The 14,617-nt window shown below is 69.8% G+C and carries 12 protein-coding genes, 2 tRNA genes and 1 pseudogene; 12 read left to right on the top strand and 3 right to left on the bottom strand.

All coding sequences use genetic code 11. The annotated features are described in order from the left end of the window. The first annotated feature begins 17 nt into the window (after positions 1-17). The 4 genes from dnaN to ABT008_RS21320 all read left to right on the top strand — a co-directional run bounded on the left by dnaN (position 18) and on the right by ABT008_RS21320 (position 3,953). Positions 18-1,151: a DNA polymerase III subunit beta gene (gene dnaN, locus ABT008_RS21335; protein WP_350697977.1), complete on the top strand. Its 1,134-nt coding sequence runs from the start codon at positions 18-20 to the stop codon at positions 1,149-1,151. A 41-nt stretch (positions 1,152-1,192) separates the two neighbouring features. Continuing rightward, positions 1,193-2,065 (top strand): phosphogluconate dehydrogenase (NAD(+)-dependent, decarboxylating), encoded by an 873-nt coding sequence (gene gnd, locus ABT008_RS21330; protein ID WP_350697976.1) that lies wholly within the window; start codon positions 1,193-1,195, stop codon positions 2,063-2,065. 15 nt (positions 2,066-2,080) lie between these two features. Then, positions 2,081-3,214 carry a DNA replication/repair protein RecF gene (recF, locus tag ABT008_RS21325; RefSeq protein ID WP_350697975.1) on the top strand — a complete coding sequence of 378 codons (1,134 nt, stop codon included), beginning with the start codon at positions 2,081-2,083 and terminating at the stop codon, positions 3,212-3,214. A gap of 130 nt (positions 3,215-3,344) precedes the next feature. Beyond that, a complete protein-coding gene (locus ABT008_RS21320; protein ID WP_502890484.1) occupies positions 3,345-3,953 on the top strand; it encodes a DciA family protein in 609 nt (202 codons plus the stop codon). Positions 3,954-4,004: 51 nt separating this feature from the next. On the opposite strand, the gene ABT008_RS21315 is transcribed toward ABT008_RS21320, so the two are convergent. Further along, positions 4,005-4,586 carry a hypothetical protein gene (locus ABT008_RS21315; RefSeq protein WP_350697974.1) on the bottom strand — a complete coding sequence of 194 codons (582 nt, stop codon included), beginning with the start codon at positions 4,584-4,586 and terminating at the stop codon, positions 4,005-4,007. 538 nt (positions 4,587-5,124) lie between these two features. On the opposite strand from ABT008_RS21315, the gene gyrB reads away from it, so the two are divergent. From gyrB to ABT008_RS21280, 7 genes and pseudogenes are all read left to right on the top strand, one after another. Beyond that, on the top strand, positions 5,125-7,071 hold the full coding sequence (gene gyrB / locus ABT008_RS21310; protein WP_350697973.1) for a DNA topoisomerase (ATP-hydrolyzing) subunit B: 1,947 nt from the start codon (positions 5,125-5,127) through the stop codon (positions 7,069-7,071). Between the two features lie 128 nt (positions 7,072-7,199). Beyond that, complete coding sequence (gene gyrA, locus ABT008_RS21305) at positions 7,200-10,976, top strand: intein-containing DNA gyrase subunit A (protein ID WP_350697972.1); 3,777 nt, start codon at positions 7,200-7,202, stop codon at positions 10,974-10,976. A gap of 4 nt (positions 10,977-10,980) precedes the next feature. Beyond that, on the top strand, positions 10,981-11,907 hold the full coding sequence (locus ABT008_RS21300) for a DUF3566 domain-containing protein (RefSeq protein WP_350697971.1): 927 nt from the start codon (positions 10,981-10,983) through the stop codon (positions 11,905-11,907). 208 nt (positions 11,908-12,115) lie between these two features. Next, a tRNA-Ile gene (locus tag ABT008_RS21295) sits at positions 12,116-12,189 on the top strand. A 43-nt stretch (positions 12,190-12,232) separates the two neighbouring features. Then, complete coding sequence (locus ABT008_RS21290) at positions 12,233-12,361, top strand: DLW-39 family protein (protein WP_217705935.1); 129 nt, start codon at positions 12,233-12,235, stop codon at positions 12,359-12,361. A gap of 40 nt (positions 12,362-12,401) precedes the next feature. Continuing rightward, positions 12,402-12,474 (top strand) — tRNA-Ala (locus ABT008_RS21285). 103 nt (positions 12,475-12,577) lie between these two features. Continuing rightward, positions 12,578-12,670, top strand: a pseudogene (locus tag ABT008_RS21280) (type II toxin-antitoxin system prevent-host-death family antitoxin); the annotation flags it as partial. 97 nt (positions 12,671-12,767) lie between these two features. Here the strand turns inward: ABT008_RS21280 and ABT008_RS21275 are convergent. Beyond that, positions 12,768-13,022, bottom strand: a complete 255-nt coding sequence (locus ABT008_RS21275) for a Txe/YoeB family addiction module toxin (RefSeq protein ID WP_350697970.1) — start codon at positions 13,020-13,022, stop codon at positions 12,768-12,770. Then, positions 13,019-13,303 (bottom strand): type II toxin-antitoxin system Phd/YefM family antitoxin, encoded by a 285-nt coding sequence (locus tag ABT008_RS21270; protein WP_350697969.1) that lies wholly within the window; start codon positions 13,301-13,303, stop codon positions 13,019-13,021. The genes ABT008_RS21275 and ABT008_RS21270 overlap by 4 nt, the downstream gene beginning before the upstream one ends. Positions 13,304-13,627: 324 nt before the next feature. On the opposite strand from ABT008_RS21270, the gene ABT008_RS21265 reads away from it, so the two are divergent. Further along, positions 13,628-14,614, top strand: coding sequence for an L-threonylcarbamoyladenylate synthase (locus ABT008_RS21265; protein ID WP_502890475.1), 987 nt, complete (start codon positions 13,628-13,630; stop codon positions 14,612-14,614). Positions 14,615-14,617: the final 3 nt, after the last annotated feature.

Below are 14,617 nucleotides of genomic sequence, written 5' to 3'. Positions count from 1 at the left end.
TCGACGCGGAGGCATTGATGAAGTTCCGAGTGGAGCGCGACGCGCTCGCCGAGGCCGTGGCCTGGACCGCGAAGAGCCTGCCCAACCGGCCGTCCGTACCGGTGCTGGCCGGCGTGCTGCTCCGGGTGACCGAGGGCAGCCTGCAGGTCTCCGGCTTCGACTACGAGGTCTCCAGCCAGGTGACCGTGGAGGTGCAGGGCGACGCCGACGGCGCCGCGTTGGTCTCCGGTCGCCTGCTCGCCGAGATCACCAAGGCACTGCCGGCCAAGCCGGTGGACATCGCCGCAGTCGGCGCGCACCTCGAACTGGTCTGCGGCAGCGCCCGGTTCACCCTGCCCACCATGCCGGTGGAGGACTACCCGACCCTGCCGGAGATGCCGGAGAGCGCCGGCACCGTCGACGCCGCCGCCTTCGCCGCCGCGGTCGCCCAGGTGGCGATCGCCGCCAGCCGGGACGAGACGCTGCCGATGATGACCGGCGTACGCGTCGAGCTCTCCGGCGGCACGCTGGCCATGCTCGCCACCGACCGCTACCGGCTGGCGCTGCGCGAGATGGAGTGGAACCCGGACGACCCGGAGATCAGCATCAACGCGCTCGTGCCGGCGCGGACCCTCAACGACACCGCCAAGACCCTCGGGCCACTCGGTGGGCACGTCGTCCTCGCCCTCTCCCAGGGCGCGGCCGGTGAGGGCATGATCGGTTTCTCCGGTGGCACCCGGCGGACCACGAGCCGCCTGCTCGACGGCGCGAACTACCCGCCGGTGCGATCCCTCTTCCCGGCCACCCACAACGCCGACGCCCGGGTGGCCGTCAGCACGCTCATCGAGGTCGTCAAGCGCGTCGCGCTGGTCGCCGAGCGGACCACCCCGGTGCTGCTCAGCTTTAGCGCCGACGGCCTGGTCGTCGAGGCCGGTGGCACCGAGGAGGCCCGGGCCAGCGAGGCCATGGAGGCCACCTTCACCGGCGAGCCGCTCACCATCGGCTTCAACCCGCAGTACCTGATCGACGGACTGGCCAACCTCGGGTCCCAGTTCGCCGTGTTGCAGTTCGTCGACGCCTTCAAGCCTGCGGTGATTTCCCCTGCTGGTGAGGATGGCGAGCTCATCCCTGGGTACCGGTACCTCATCATGCCGATCCGCGTGTCCCGCTGATCGACAGAGCACACCCGAAACCCACCGAAAGGTAAGAACCGATGCAGCTCGGCCTGGTAGGACTCGGCCGGATGGGCGGCAACATGCGCGAGCGGTTGCGCGCTGCCGGTCACGAGGTGGTCGGCCTCGACCACAACTTGGAGCTGAGTGACGTCACCAGCCTGGCCGAGCTGGCGGAGAAGTTGGACGCCCCCCGGGCGGTCTGGGTGATGGTGCCCGCCGCCGTTACCGATGCCACGATCGACGAGCTGGCCGGCGTGCTCGGCGCGGGCGACCTCATCATCGACGGCGGCAACTCGCGGTTCAGCGACGACGCCCTGCGCGCGGAGCGACTCAACGAGCGCGGCATCGGCTACGTCGACGTCGGGGTCTCCGGCGGCGTGTGGGGCCGACAGAACGGCTACGGCCTGATGGTCGGCGGTGCCGAGGAGCACGTCGAGCGGCTGAAGCCGATCTTCGAGTCGCTCAAGCCCGAGGGCGAGTTCGGGTTCGTGCACGCCGGCCCGGTCGGCGCCGGCCACTACGCCAAGATGGTGCACAACGGCATCGAGTACGGCCTGATGCACGCCTACGCCGAGGGCTACGAACTGATGGCCGCCTCGGAGCTGGTCACCGACGTACCAGGCGTGATCAAGTCCTGGCGCGAGGGCACCGTGGTCCGCTCCTGGCTGCTGGACCTGCTCGACCGGGCGCTGGACGAGGACCCGGAGCTGAACCAGCTCAGCGACTACACCGAGGACACCGGCGAGGGCCGCTGGACGGTCGACGAGGCGGTCCGGCTCGCCGTACCGCTCAACGTCATCACCGCGTCGCTCTACGCCCGGTTCGCGTCCCGGCAGGACGAGTCACCGGCGCTGAAGGCCGTCTCCGCGCTGCGCCAGCAGTTCGGCGGGCACGCCGTCCGTAAGCGCTGACCGGCGCCCGGCCCCGTGTACGTCCGCCGGATCGAACTGGTCGACTTCCGCTCGTACGAGCGGGTCGGCGTCGACCTCGAACCGGGGCCGAACGTGCTGATCGGCGCCAACGGCGTCGGCAAGACCAACCTGGTCGAGGCGCTCGGTTACGTGGCGACGCTCGACTCGCATCGGGTCGCCACCGACGCGCCCCTGGTACGCGCCGGGGCCAGCGCCGCGGTGATCCGCTGCGCGGTGGTGCACGAGGGCCGGGAACTGCTGGTCGAGTTGGAGATCGTGCCGGGAAAGGCCAACCGGGCCCGACTCGGTCGCTCCCCGGCCCGCCGCGCCCGGGACGTGCTCGGTGCGCTGCGGCTGGTGCTGTTCGCCCCGGAGGACCTGGAACTCGTCCGGGGCGACCCGGCGGAACGCCGCCGCTACCTCGACGACCTGCTGGTGTCGCGTCAGCCCCGCTACGCGGGGGTCCGCGCCGACTACGAGCGGGTCGTCAAGCAACGCAACGCCCTGCTGCGGACCGCGTACCTGGCCCGCAAGACCGGTGGCTCCCGGGGCGGTGACCTCTCCACCCTCGCCGTCTGGGACACCCACCTGACCCGGCACGGCGCCGAACTCCTCGCCGGTCGGCTGGAACTGGTCGCCGCGCTGGCGCCGCACGTGGCCAAGGCGTACGACGCGGTGGCGGCCGGACGCGGCGCGGCGGGGATCGCGTACCGGCCGTCGGTGGAACTCGCCGAGCCGACCACCGACCGGGAGGCTCTGGCCGAGATCCTGGCCACCGCGCTCGCGGAGTCCCGGTCCGCCGAGATCGAGCGGGGCACCACCCTGGTCGGTCCGCACCGGGACGAACTCGCCCTCACCCTCGGCCCGCTGCCGGTGAAGGGGTACGCCAGCCACGGCGAGTCGTGGTCGTTCGCGCTCGCGCTCCGGCTGGCCGGCTACGACCTGCTGCGCGGCGACGGCATCGAGCCGGTCCTGGTGCTCGACGACGTCTTCGCCGAGTTGGACGCCGGACGGCGGGAGCGGCTGGCCGACCTGGTCGGCGGCGCCAGCCAACTACTGGTGACCTGTGCGGTCGCCGACGACGTACCGGCGGCCCTGCGCGGCGCCCGCTTCGAGGTGGCCGAGAGGACGGTGCGCCGTGTCGGATGAGCCGGACCGGCCGCGCACCGACGCGGCATCTGCCCGCGCCCAACGGGCCGACGACAGCGCCCCAGCGCCCCGACGAGCGCCCCGGGGCCGGGGTACGCGTGGCGCGGGCCAGACCGCCCCGACGGGCGGCGTGGAGGCGGGTACCGGCGGGTCCGCCGGGAAGCCGGCCGATGGGCGGGACGCCGGCCCGGCCGGCGTGAGCGCCGACGCGGGAACCCCGGAGGCCGGTGCGGACGGTGCCTCCGGGCCGCAGCTCGCGCGGGCGGTGCTGGACGCGGCGAAGGCCCGCCGGGAGGCCGCCGCCAAACCGCGCCGACGTGGCGTCACCGGAGCGGGTACGGGAGAGCGGCGGTTGCGCGGCTACTCCGGCCCGGGACCGGATCCGCGTGATCCGCAACTGCTCGGCACGGTGCTGGCACGCCTGGTCAAGTCGCGCGGATGGCAGCAGCCGGCCGCCGAGGCGACCGTCTTCGGCGCGTGGGAGCGGGTCGTCGGGCCGGAGGTGGCCCAGCACAGCCGTCCGGTGAAGCTGGAGAACGGCGAGTTGACCGTGGAGGCGAGGTCCACCGCCTGGGCGACCCAGCTCCGCCTGCTCGCCGGATCGCTGCTGCAACAGATCGCCCGGGAGGTCGGTCACAACGTGGTGCGCAAGCTGCACATCCACGGTCCGGCCGCGCCGTCCTGGTCGCGCGGCCCACGTCGGGTACGCGGCCGTGGCCCCCGCGACACGTACGGCTGAGGAATCCGCGTGGCGTACGCCGCACCCGCGAGGTGCGGCGTACGCCTGCGGTCAGGAGTGCGCGGCGCGGCGCGGCGCGGCGGACTCGGCGTAGACGGCGAAGCCCCGCTCGGTGCAGCGCCGGTAGAAGGCGGCCACCACACTCAGCTCGGCGCAGGTGAACGTCCACTGCGGCGGCGCACCGCTCTCGTCCAGCAGGGCGTCCAGCCGGCTGTCCAGCCACCGCAACTGCTGCTCGGCCAGGCGACCGTCGGCGAGCAGCGACCGCAGCACGGTGCCGACCGACTCGAAGGTGACCGCCTCACCGTGCGGACGGTGTGCGATGACGAAGCGCTCGATGCCGCCCGCGATCCAGGCGCAGCCGTCCGGGTCGATGACCGGGTCCTCGTCCTCCGCCGCCGCGTCTGTGGCGTAGAGCACACCGTCGAGTCCGAGGATCAGATCGACCACCTCTGTGTACGCGGTGGCCCGGACCGTACCTGTCTTCGCGATCAGCTCGGCGAGCGCGGCGGTCGGCGCCGAGATCCCCGGTACGTCGACGATATCGCCGAAGTCGACGAAGTCGGCCGGCGCGACCGGATCGTAGAACTGGCCGGTCCGCGGCCACTGGACCGCGACGTTGTCCAGCCCCATCTTGGTGTCACCTCTCAACGGCACGGGTGGGTCAATCGGGTCGATCGTCCGGTTCCGGCCGTGAAAGATCAAGGCCGGCCCGCCAACGCGAACGGACGGCAAGACCATGGTGGGCGATACCGGCCAGTAGCGCTGTCGGCGACGCCGCCCGGGCCGTGTCGCCGTCACGCGACGGATCCGGCGATCATGCCCTTGCGTGTAGGGGGAGTCGCAGACAGCGCGGTTCGGCCCGCTGCGTTAATCTCAGCCGCCGCGAAGGGGTGCCGAGTGGTGGTTCTGTCGCCCGCGCACAGTAAGATTGGTGTGAGACGAAGACCCGGTGCGGAGCGACGGGTCACGGGTCCGACACGGGCCCGCGATCATTGTCCGACTCGGGTCGAGCCGATCGCGATCCGCGGGCACCCGCGGCGACCGGCGCGTTCGACCCGTACCCCGGATTCTGTCCCCGGTGCCGGTCTGCGTGCCGACGTCGCGTCTGTCCGCCGAACCCGCGCCGGACGTGCCTGACGGCGCGGACGGCGCGAGAAAGTGGCCGAGGGTGGCAGCGCAGGACAATCAGCAGTACGGCGCCGAGTCGATCACCGTCCTCGAAGGTCTGGAGGCGGTCCGTAAGCGGCCCGGTATGTACATCGGGTCCACCGGCGAGCGGGGCCTGCACCACCTCGTGTGGGAGGTCGTCGACAACGCGGTGGACGAGGCGCTGGCCGGTCACTGCGACACGATCGACGTGGTGCTGCTCGCCGACGGAGGCGTCCGGGTCACCGACAACGGGCGCGGCTTCCCGGTCGACCTGCACCCCAAACTGAAGAAGCCGGGCGTCGAGGTGGCGCTGACCGTGCTGCACGCCGGCGGCAAGTTCGACGGCAAGGCGTACGCGGTCTCCGGTGGTCTGCACGGCGTCGGCGTCTCGGTCGTCAACGCCCTCTCCACCAAGATGGCGGTGGAGATCCACAAGGACGGCTTCGTCTGGCGGCAGCAGTACCACCACTCCAAGCCCACCACGCTGGAGAAGGGCGAGCCGACCGACACCACCGGCTCGGCGGTCTCCTTCTGGCCCGACCCCGACGTTTTCGAGACGGTCGACTTCGACTTCCAGACGATCTACCGCCGCCTCCAGGAGATGGCCTTCCTGACCCGTGGCCTCAAGATCCACTTGCTCGACGAGCGGGTCGCCGAGGGCGAGGAGGGCAAGCTCCGCGAGGTGACCTTCCAGTACGAGGGCGGCATCGCCGACTTCGTCCGGCACCTCAACGCCTCCAAGAGCCCGATGCACAAGACGGTGATCGAGTTCGGTGCCGAGGAAGAGGGCATGTCGCTCGAGATCGCAATGCAGTGGAACGAGTCGTACGGCGAGTCGGTCTACACCTTCGCCAACAACATCAACACCCACGAGGGCGGCACCCACGAGGAGGGCTTCCGGGCCGCGCTGACCAGCGTGGTCAACCGCTACGGCGCGGACAAGAAGCTGCTCAAGGGCGACGAGAAGCTCTCCGGTGAGGACATCCGCGAGGGCCTCGCGGCGATCATCTCGGTCAAGCTGACCAACCCGCAGTTCGAGGGTCAGACCAAGACCAAGCTCGGCAACACCCCGGTGAAGAGCTTCGTCCAGCGGGTCTGCAACGACCGGCTGGTCGACTGGCTGGACCGCAACCCGGCCGAGGCGAAGATCATCATCACCAAGGCGTCCCAGGCCGCCCGCGCCCGGATCGCCGCGCAGCAGGCGCGCAAGCTGGCCCGACGCAAGTCACTGCTGGAGTCCGGCTCGATGCCGGGCAAGCTGGCCGACTGCCAGTCGACCGACCCGCGCGAGTCCGAGGTGTTCATCGTCGAGGGCGACTCGGCGGGCGGCTCGGCCAAGCAGGGCCGTGACCCGCGTACCCAGGCGATCCTGCCGATCCGCGGCAAGATCCTCAACGTGGAGAAGGCCCGGATCGACCGGGTGCTCAAGAACAACGAGGTGCAGGCGCTGATCACCGCGCTGGGCACCGGCATCCACGACGACTTCGACATCGAGAAGCTGCGCTACCACAAGATCGTGCTGATGGCCGACGCCGACGTCGACGGTCAGCACATCCAGACGCTGCTGCTCACCCTGCTGTTCCGCTTCATGCGGCCGCTGGTCGAGCTCGGTCACGTCTACCTCGCCGCCCCTCCGCTTTACAAGATCAAGTGGAACAAGAAGGGCGACGACGCGCAGTACGCGTACTCCGACCGGGAGCGCGACGGGCTGATCGCGCTGCGTCAGCAGAAGAAGGCGAACGCCAAGCCGGACGACATCCAGCGGTTCAAGGGCCTCGGCGAGATGAACTACCCGGAGCTGTGGGAGACCACGATGAACCCGGCGACCCGGACGCTGCGTCAGGTCACCCTGGACGACGCCGCCACCGCCGACGAGCTGTTCAGCGTGCTGATGGGCGAGGACGTCGAGGCGCGCCGCTCGTTCATCCAGCGCAACGCCAAGGACGTCCGCTTCCTGGACATCTGACGGGCGCGCCTGCCGGACCGGAACTCCGGTCCGGCAGGCCGATCCACAGAGTTATCCACAACTTGGCCGCTATCCACAGCAGTTATCCACAGGCACAAAAACGACTCTCAGTCTGATAAGGGTTAACAGTGACCGATTCCCCCGAGTCCACACCGAACGAGCCCGAGGTCCCCGAGGCGCCGGCTGCCGTGGTCGCCCACGACCGCATCGAGCCGGTCGGGCTCGAGGTGGAGATGCAGCGCTCCTACCTCGACTACGCGATGAGCGTCATCGTCGGGCGGGCGCTGCCGGACGTCCGGGACGGGCTCAAGCCGGTCCACCGCAAGATCCTCTACGCCATGTTCGACTCGGGCTACCGACCGGACCGTGGTTACGTCAAGTGTTCGCGCGTCGTCGGCGACGTGATGGGCCAGTTCCACCCGCACGGGGACTCGGCCATCTACGACGCCCTGGTCCGGATGGCCCAGCCCTGGTCGCTGCGCTACCCGCTGGTGGACGGCAACGGCAACTTCGGTTCGCCCGGAAACGACCCGGCTGCTGCCATGAGGTACTGCATCACCGCAGATGTCCGTATTCGTACCGCTGGTGGCAGCGTGCGGATCGGCGACGTGGTGCCGGCCGCAGCGTCGAGCAGCGAGACCGACATCGACCTCAAGGTCCGCGACCGCAACGGCGACCTGGTCCGCGCCTCGGCGTTCTTCCACTCCGGCGAGCACCCGACGCTGCGGCTGCGCACCCGCGAGGGGTACGAGCTGACCGGCACCCACAACCACCCGGTGCTCTGCCTGGTGGACGTGGCCGGCGTACCGACGCTGCTCTGGAAGCTGCTCGCCGAGATCTCCCCCGGTGACCGAGTGGTGCTCCAGCGCAGCGTGCCGGACGAGATCGGCTACCCGATGCTGGAGCACGTCGAGGCCGCCGTCCTCGCGGGTGCCTTCGTCAGCGAGGGCTGGACATCTGGTGATCGTGTCGGCTTCGACAACTGCGATCGGGAGTTCTTCGTCCGCGTCCTGGCCGCTTACGACCTTGCCGTGGGCGGTCGACGTCGGGTCGGCACCGAGACGACCATTACCGGCAAGACGCTGCACAAGCTCCGTGGCTGGACTTCCGACTTCTCGGGCTCGATCCTCGGTGAGTTGGTCGGTGCGCGTAGCGCCGACAAGTTCGTGCCGGAGTTCGTCTGGCAGGGGCCGGCCGCGATCAAGCGGGCCTTCCTCCAGGCCCTCTTCGAGGGGGACGGCTCCTCCTCGCTGCTGCCGCGCAACACCATCCAGATCTCGTACTCCACGCGCAGCGAGCGGCTCGCCCGCGAGGTGCAGCAGTTGCTGCTGGAGTTCGGCGTCGTCAGCCGCCAGTGCCGGTACGACAACGGTGAGATCAAGGTCGTGGTGACCAACCGCCGGGACGCGCGGATCTTCGCCGCCCAGGTCGGCTTCCTCGGCCGCAAGCAGGCCAAGCTGGAGTCGGAGCTGGCCTCGGTCCCGGCGAGCAGCACGGCGCTCTCCAGCGACCACGTACCGCTGGTCGGTGACTTCATCCGCGAGCACGGCGCCAGCCGCTGGACCGAGCGGGACTGGCTGCGCCGGCACAACGTGGACCGGATCGAGCGCTGGGAGCGCGATCGCGACGAGATCGCCGCCCGGATCACCGAATCCGAGGTGCTCGACGTGGTCGAGCCGTTGGTGGACGGTCGCTTCTACTACGCCGAGGTGGCCGGGGTCACCGACGCGGGTGTGCAACCGGTCTACAGCATCCGGGTGGACACCGACGACCACTCGTTCGTCTCCGACGGGTTCGTCAGCCACAACACCGAGTGCAAGCTCGACCCGCTCGCCATGGAGATGCTGCGGGACATCGACGAGGACACCGTCGACCTGCAGGACAACTACGACGGCCGGGCCAAGGAGCCCACCATCCTGCCGTCGCGGATCCCGAACCTGCTGATCAACGGCTCCGAGGGCATCGCGGTCGGCATGGCGACCAAGATCCCGCCGCACAACCTGCGGGAGATCGGCGCGGCGGTGCAGTGGTGCCTGGAGAACCCGGAGGCGGACGAGGCCACCACGCTTGAGGCGCTGTTGGAGATCGTCAAGGGTCCGGACTTCCCCACCCACGGTCTGATCGTCGGCCAGTCCGCCATCCAGGACGCGTACCGCACCGGTCGGGGTTCGATCCGGATGCGCGCGGTGGTGGAGGTCGAGGAGGACAAGCGCGGCCGGCCGGCGCTGGTGGTCAGCGAGCTGCCGTACCAGGTGAACCCGGACAACCTGGCCGAGCGGATCGCCGAGCTGATCAAGGAGGGCAAGCTCGGCGGGATCGCCGACATCCGCGACGAGTCCTCCGGGCGTACCGGCATGCGGATCGTGCTGGTGCTCAAGCGCGACGCGGTCGCGAAGGTCGTGCTGAACAACCTCTACAAGCACACCCAGCTCCAGGAGACCTTCGGCGCGAACATGTTGGCGCTGGTCGACGGGGTGCCGCGCACGCTGAACCTGGCGCAGTTCATCCGCTACTACGTCGAGCACCAGATCGAGGTGATCCGGCGACGGACGGCCTTCCGGCTGCGCAAGGCCGAGGAGCGGGCGCATATCCTGCGCGGTCTCTCCAAGGCGTTGGACGCCCTGGACGAGGTGATCGCCCTGATCCGGCGTTCGCCCACGGTCGAGGACGCCCGGCAGGGCCTGATCCGGCTGCTGGAGATCGACGAGATCCAGGCGACCGCGATCCTGGACATGCAGCTTCGCCGGCTCGCCGCGCTGGAGCGGCAGCGGATCCTCGACGACCTGGCCAAGCTGGAAGTCGAGATCGCCGACCTCAAGGACATCCTGGCCAAGCCGGAGCGGCAGCGGCGGATCGTCTCGGAGGAGCTGGGCGAGATCGTCGCGAAGTGGGGCGACGATCGGCGTACCCAGATCATCCCGTTCGACGGCGAGGTCTCGATGGAGGACCTCATCGCCCGGGAGGACGTGGTGGTGACCATCACCCGCACCGGGTACGCCAAGCGGACGAAGGTGGATCTCTACCGCTCGCAGCGGCGCGGCGGCAAGGGTGTCAGCGGTGCCACGCTGCGGCAGGACGACATCGTCAGTCACTTCTTCGTCTGCTCGACGCACGACTGGATGCTGTTCTTCACCAACAAGGGGCGGGTGTACCGGGCCAAGGCGTACGAGCTTCCGGAGGCCAGTAGGGTGGCCAAGGGCCAGCACGTGGCCAATCTGCTCGCGTTCCAACCGGACGAGCAGATCGCACAGATCATTGAGATCCCGAATTACCAGGTGGCGCCCTACCTGGTCCTGGCGACGAAGAACGGCCTGGTGAAGAAGACGCGGCTTGAGGAGTTCGACTCCAACCGGTCCGGCGGAATCATCGCGATCAACCTGCGCGATGAGGACGAGCTGGTCGGTGCTGCGCTGGTCGACCCCGGCGAGGACCTGCTGTTGGTCTCCAAGAACGCCCAGGCGATCCGCTTCAACGCGACCGACGAGGCCCTGCGGCCGATGGGTCGGGCCACGTCGGGTGTGATCGGCATGCGCTTCAGCGACGAGGACGAGTTGCTGGCCATGGAGGTCGTCCGCGAGGGTCTGGACGTGCTCGTCGCCACGAACGGGGGATACGCGAAACGTACCCCGATCGAGGAATACCCGGTCCAGGGCCGGGGAGGTAAGGGCGTACTGACTGCGAAGATCACCGAACGGCGCGGTGGTCTGGTCGGCGCTGTGGTGATCGACCCGGACGACGAGCTGTTTGCCATCACTAGCAACGGTGGCGTTATCCGGACTCCGGTGAAGCCTGTACGCCGTACACGCGACCGGAACACAATGGGGGTCAAGCTGATGGACCTCCCGGATGGCGTGACTATCGTGGCGATTGCTCGCAATGCCGACGAGCCTGACGAACAGGACTAGTTGAATGACGGAGACACAGGCGAAGTCGGGGAACACGGGGACCTCGGCCAACCCGGTCGACGAGGACGCCGCGAAGACCGGCACGCCAGCAACCGGCCGCGCGGCCGTGGGCCGGGCGACCGTCCCGGCCGACGCGCCTGCCCCGAAGTTCACTCGGGCCCCCGGTATGGCTCCGCCGCCCGACAAGCCCACAGACGAGAAGGACGCCGAGGCGTCCGGCGACAAGCCGGGCACCGAGGCCGCCGGCTCCCCGGGCACACCGACAGCTGCCGCCAGCGCCGCCGGCAAGCCGTCGACCGCGTCGACGACCGGGCCTCGCCCGGGTCAGTCCGCGCCGGGCACCACCGGCGTGCTGCCGGCGGCGAGCACCGGGACGACAGGCACCCAGCCCCGGATCTCCGGCCTCGGGGCGAGGCCGGACACCACTCGCCCGCTCGGCACGGGTCGCCCGACGAACGGGGGCGGTCTGCCTCCGGGAGTCGGCTCGTCGGCCGTCGGTGCCGCGCGGGTGGGCGAGGCGGTACGCGCCGCGCGTACCTCGGTCAGCTCGGCCGCGTCGCGCGGACCGCGCCGGGCCCGACTGAACCTCAAGCGGATCGACCCCTGGTCCGTGATGAAGTTCGCGTTCGCGGTGTCGGTGGTGCTGTTCATCGTCATCGTGGTCGCGACGTCGGTGCTCTACCTCGCGCTGGACGCGATGGGCGTCTTCGCCAGCGTGAACGACAGCCTCGGTGACCTGGTCAACGCGGGTGGTGGGCAGGGCACCAGCGGCTTCCAGATCACCGCGCGCGGCGTGATCTTCAGTTCGGCGCTGATCGGTCTGGTCAACGTCGTCCTGTTCACCGCGCTGGCCACGCTCGGTGCGTTCGTCTACAACGTCTGCGCCGACCTGGTCGGCGGCATCGAGCTGACGCTCGCCGAGCGCGACTGACACCTCAGGGACATCGCCTCCGGGCCGGCCGCTTCCCGCGGCCGGCCCGGTCGCCGTTTCCGGCCCCTTCGGGGCGTCCCAGGTATCTCGGTGGGCTGGCCAGCGGCGTTCGGGTAGGTTCGAGGACGACGGTGTCGGGCAGTCCTGAGGGCGCACCCCCGATTTGGGGCGGCGTGAGCGGATGGGTTAACCTTGCTCGTCGCTACGCGGGGCTATAGCTCAGTCGGTTAGAGCGCAGAGCTGATAACTCTGAGGTCGCTGGTTCGATTCCAGCTAGCCCCACCGCAATGGTCCGACGGTGCGTCGAGCGTAAGGGGCAGGCCCCATGTTCAAGAAGCTGTTGATCCTGGCCGGCGTCGTCGGTGTGGCCGCCGTGGTGGCCAAGAAGATCAAGGAAGCGAACGACGAGCGCGCCCTGTGGCACGAGGCCACCACCTCCCCGGACCTGCGCTGACCGTCGCCGTTCCGACCGGCGGGCACCCCAGCCCGCGTACGGGGCCCTAGCTCAACTGGCAGAGCACTGCCTTTGCAAGGCAGGGGTTAGGGGTTCGAGTCCCCTGGGCTCCACTCACCTTCCTGACCTGCCGGTTTGGGGGCGGGATGTGATCGCCATGCGAACCGTCGGCGTGGCATCTGAAGGAATGGCAGACGCCCCAACAACTTTAGGAACCAGCCTGCTGAGCTGGTGAGGCGGGTGCGCGGCCACCACGAGCGAGTGACGGTCACGGTGCACGGCTGGCCGTCCGCCGTGCTGGTTTCGGTGGAGGACCTGGAGCCCTCAGGGGCGGGAGGCGCTGCTGCCGCCGTCGTTGTATCGGACCGCCGCAGGGCGGTATTCCTCGGCGGATGGCCGGGTTACCTCATTCGTAGTGGTAGCGGCACTGTGCGATCTGCACTGTGTCGTCCAGGATCCGGTATACGAGGCGGTGTTCCTGGTCGATGCGTCTCGACCAGAATCCCGCCCAGTTGCCGCGGAGCTGCTCCGGTTTGCCGATGCCCTGGTGGCCGTTGCGTCGGATGTCCTCGATCAGGGCGTTCACTCGTTTCAGCATCTGACGATCTCGTTGCCAGGTCAGGTAATCCTCCCAGCCTCGGCCGGCGAATTGAACCTTCACGCTGCCGATGCCTCGCCTGAGCTGGCGTCAGGGTCAATCAGGTCGCGCATCTCCCCACCCCCGCTGCGCAGCTCTTCGACGGCTTCATTCAGCCGGCGCGCGTTGGCGGGGCTGGCCATCAGGTAGGCCGTCTCCTTCAACGACTCGTACTCGCGCAGCGAGATGATGACCGCGGCCTCCCGGCCGGAGCGGGTGACCACTATTTCCTCGGCGTCGTCCACGACATGGTCGAGCATCTTGGCCAGATTCTGCCTGACTTCCGAGTAAGGAACGGTTCGCATGCTGCCTCCCAGCGTTACGTACAATAAATTGTACAAGACGGCGTGCGGGGCTGCGTGCCAGCTGGTGCAACGCCCAACTCTCGGCAGCCGGATCTGAACCGGGCGGCATGGCGTTTCCTGGCGGTGCACTTCACCCATCCGATGTGGGTCGTCACGACCGCCGTAGGGGAGGCGGGCGAGTACGCCGAGCAGGACCTCGGGGGCGATGCCACGGTCGGCGGTACGGGACCAGGGGCGGTGCCGCTCGCGGCGTACGTCGCCGATTTCTCGGGGTGAGTCGGGGCATGTGGGGTGGGGCGTCGAACGCAGGCTAGCGTCGACGGTGTGAGCACTGGATCTCCGCGTGTCCTGCCCGCCGAGGGTGACCTGACCGAGGCCGCCTCGGTGCTGCGTACCGGCGGGCTGGTGGCCTTTCCCACCGAGACCGTCTACGGCCTGGGGGCGAACGCGTTGGACGCGCGGGCGGCGGCCCGGATCTTCGAGGCGAAGGCGCGGCCGAGCTTCGATCCGTTGATCACCCATCTTGCCGACGCCGCTGACCTGGAGGCGTTGGTCGGGGCGGTTCCGGCGGGCGTGGCGGCGCTGGCGGACCGCTTCTGGCCGGGGCCGTTGACGTTGATCGTGGACCGGCCGGAGGCGATCCCGCCGATCGTCACCTCCGGGTTGGCGACGATGGCGGTACGGGTGCCGGACAACGAGTACGCGCGGCGGCTGATCGCCACGGCGGGGGTGCCGGTGGCGGCGCCGAGCGCCAACCGGTTCGGGCAGCTCAGTCCGACCCGGGCGGAGCACGTGGTACGCGGGCTGGGCGGCGCGGTGGAGGTGGTGCTCGACGGCGGGCCGACCCGGTGCGGGATCGAGTCGACGATCGTGGACGCCCGTGGGGACCGTCCGGTGGTGTTGCGTCTGGGCGCGCTGCCGGTCGAGGAGTTGGAGAAGGTCACCGGCCCGGTGACGGTGCGACAGGGTAGTTCGGGGCAGCCGGTCGCGCCGGGGACGTTGGCCGCGCACTACGCGCCGCGTACGCCGCTGCGTCTGCGGGACGCGGGGGCGTTGCCTGCCGAGGACGGGCTTCGGCGCGGGTACCTGGCGTTCCGGGACCGGCCGGTGGAGGCTTGGGCGGCGGTGGAGGTGCTCTCGACCGTCGGTGACCTGACCGAGGCGGCGGCGCGGCTCTTCGAGGCACTGCACCGGTTGGACGCCGCCGGGGTCACCGAGATCGTCGCCGAGCCGGTGCCGGAGAGCGGCGTGGGGCGGGCGATCAACGACCGGCTGCGTCGCGCCGCCGCGACCTGGCATTCCGCAGGCTGACGG

The organism is Micromonospora sp. NPDC002389, from assembly GCF_040296095.1.
Classification (GTDB): Bacteria; Actinomycetota; Actinomycetes; order Mycobacteriales; family Micromonosporaceae; genus Micromonospora.
The sequence above is the reverse complement of the archived record's forward strand: the minus strand, read 5'-3'. Positions and strand labels throughout refer to the sequence as shown.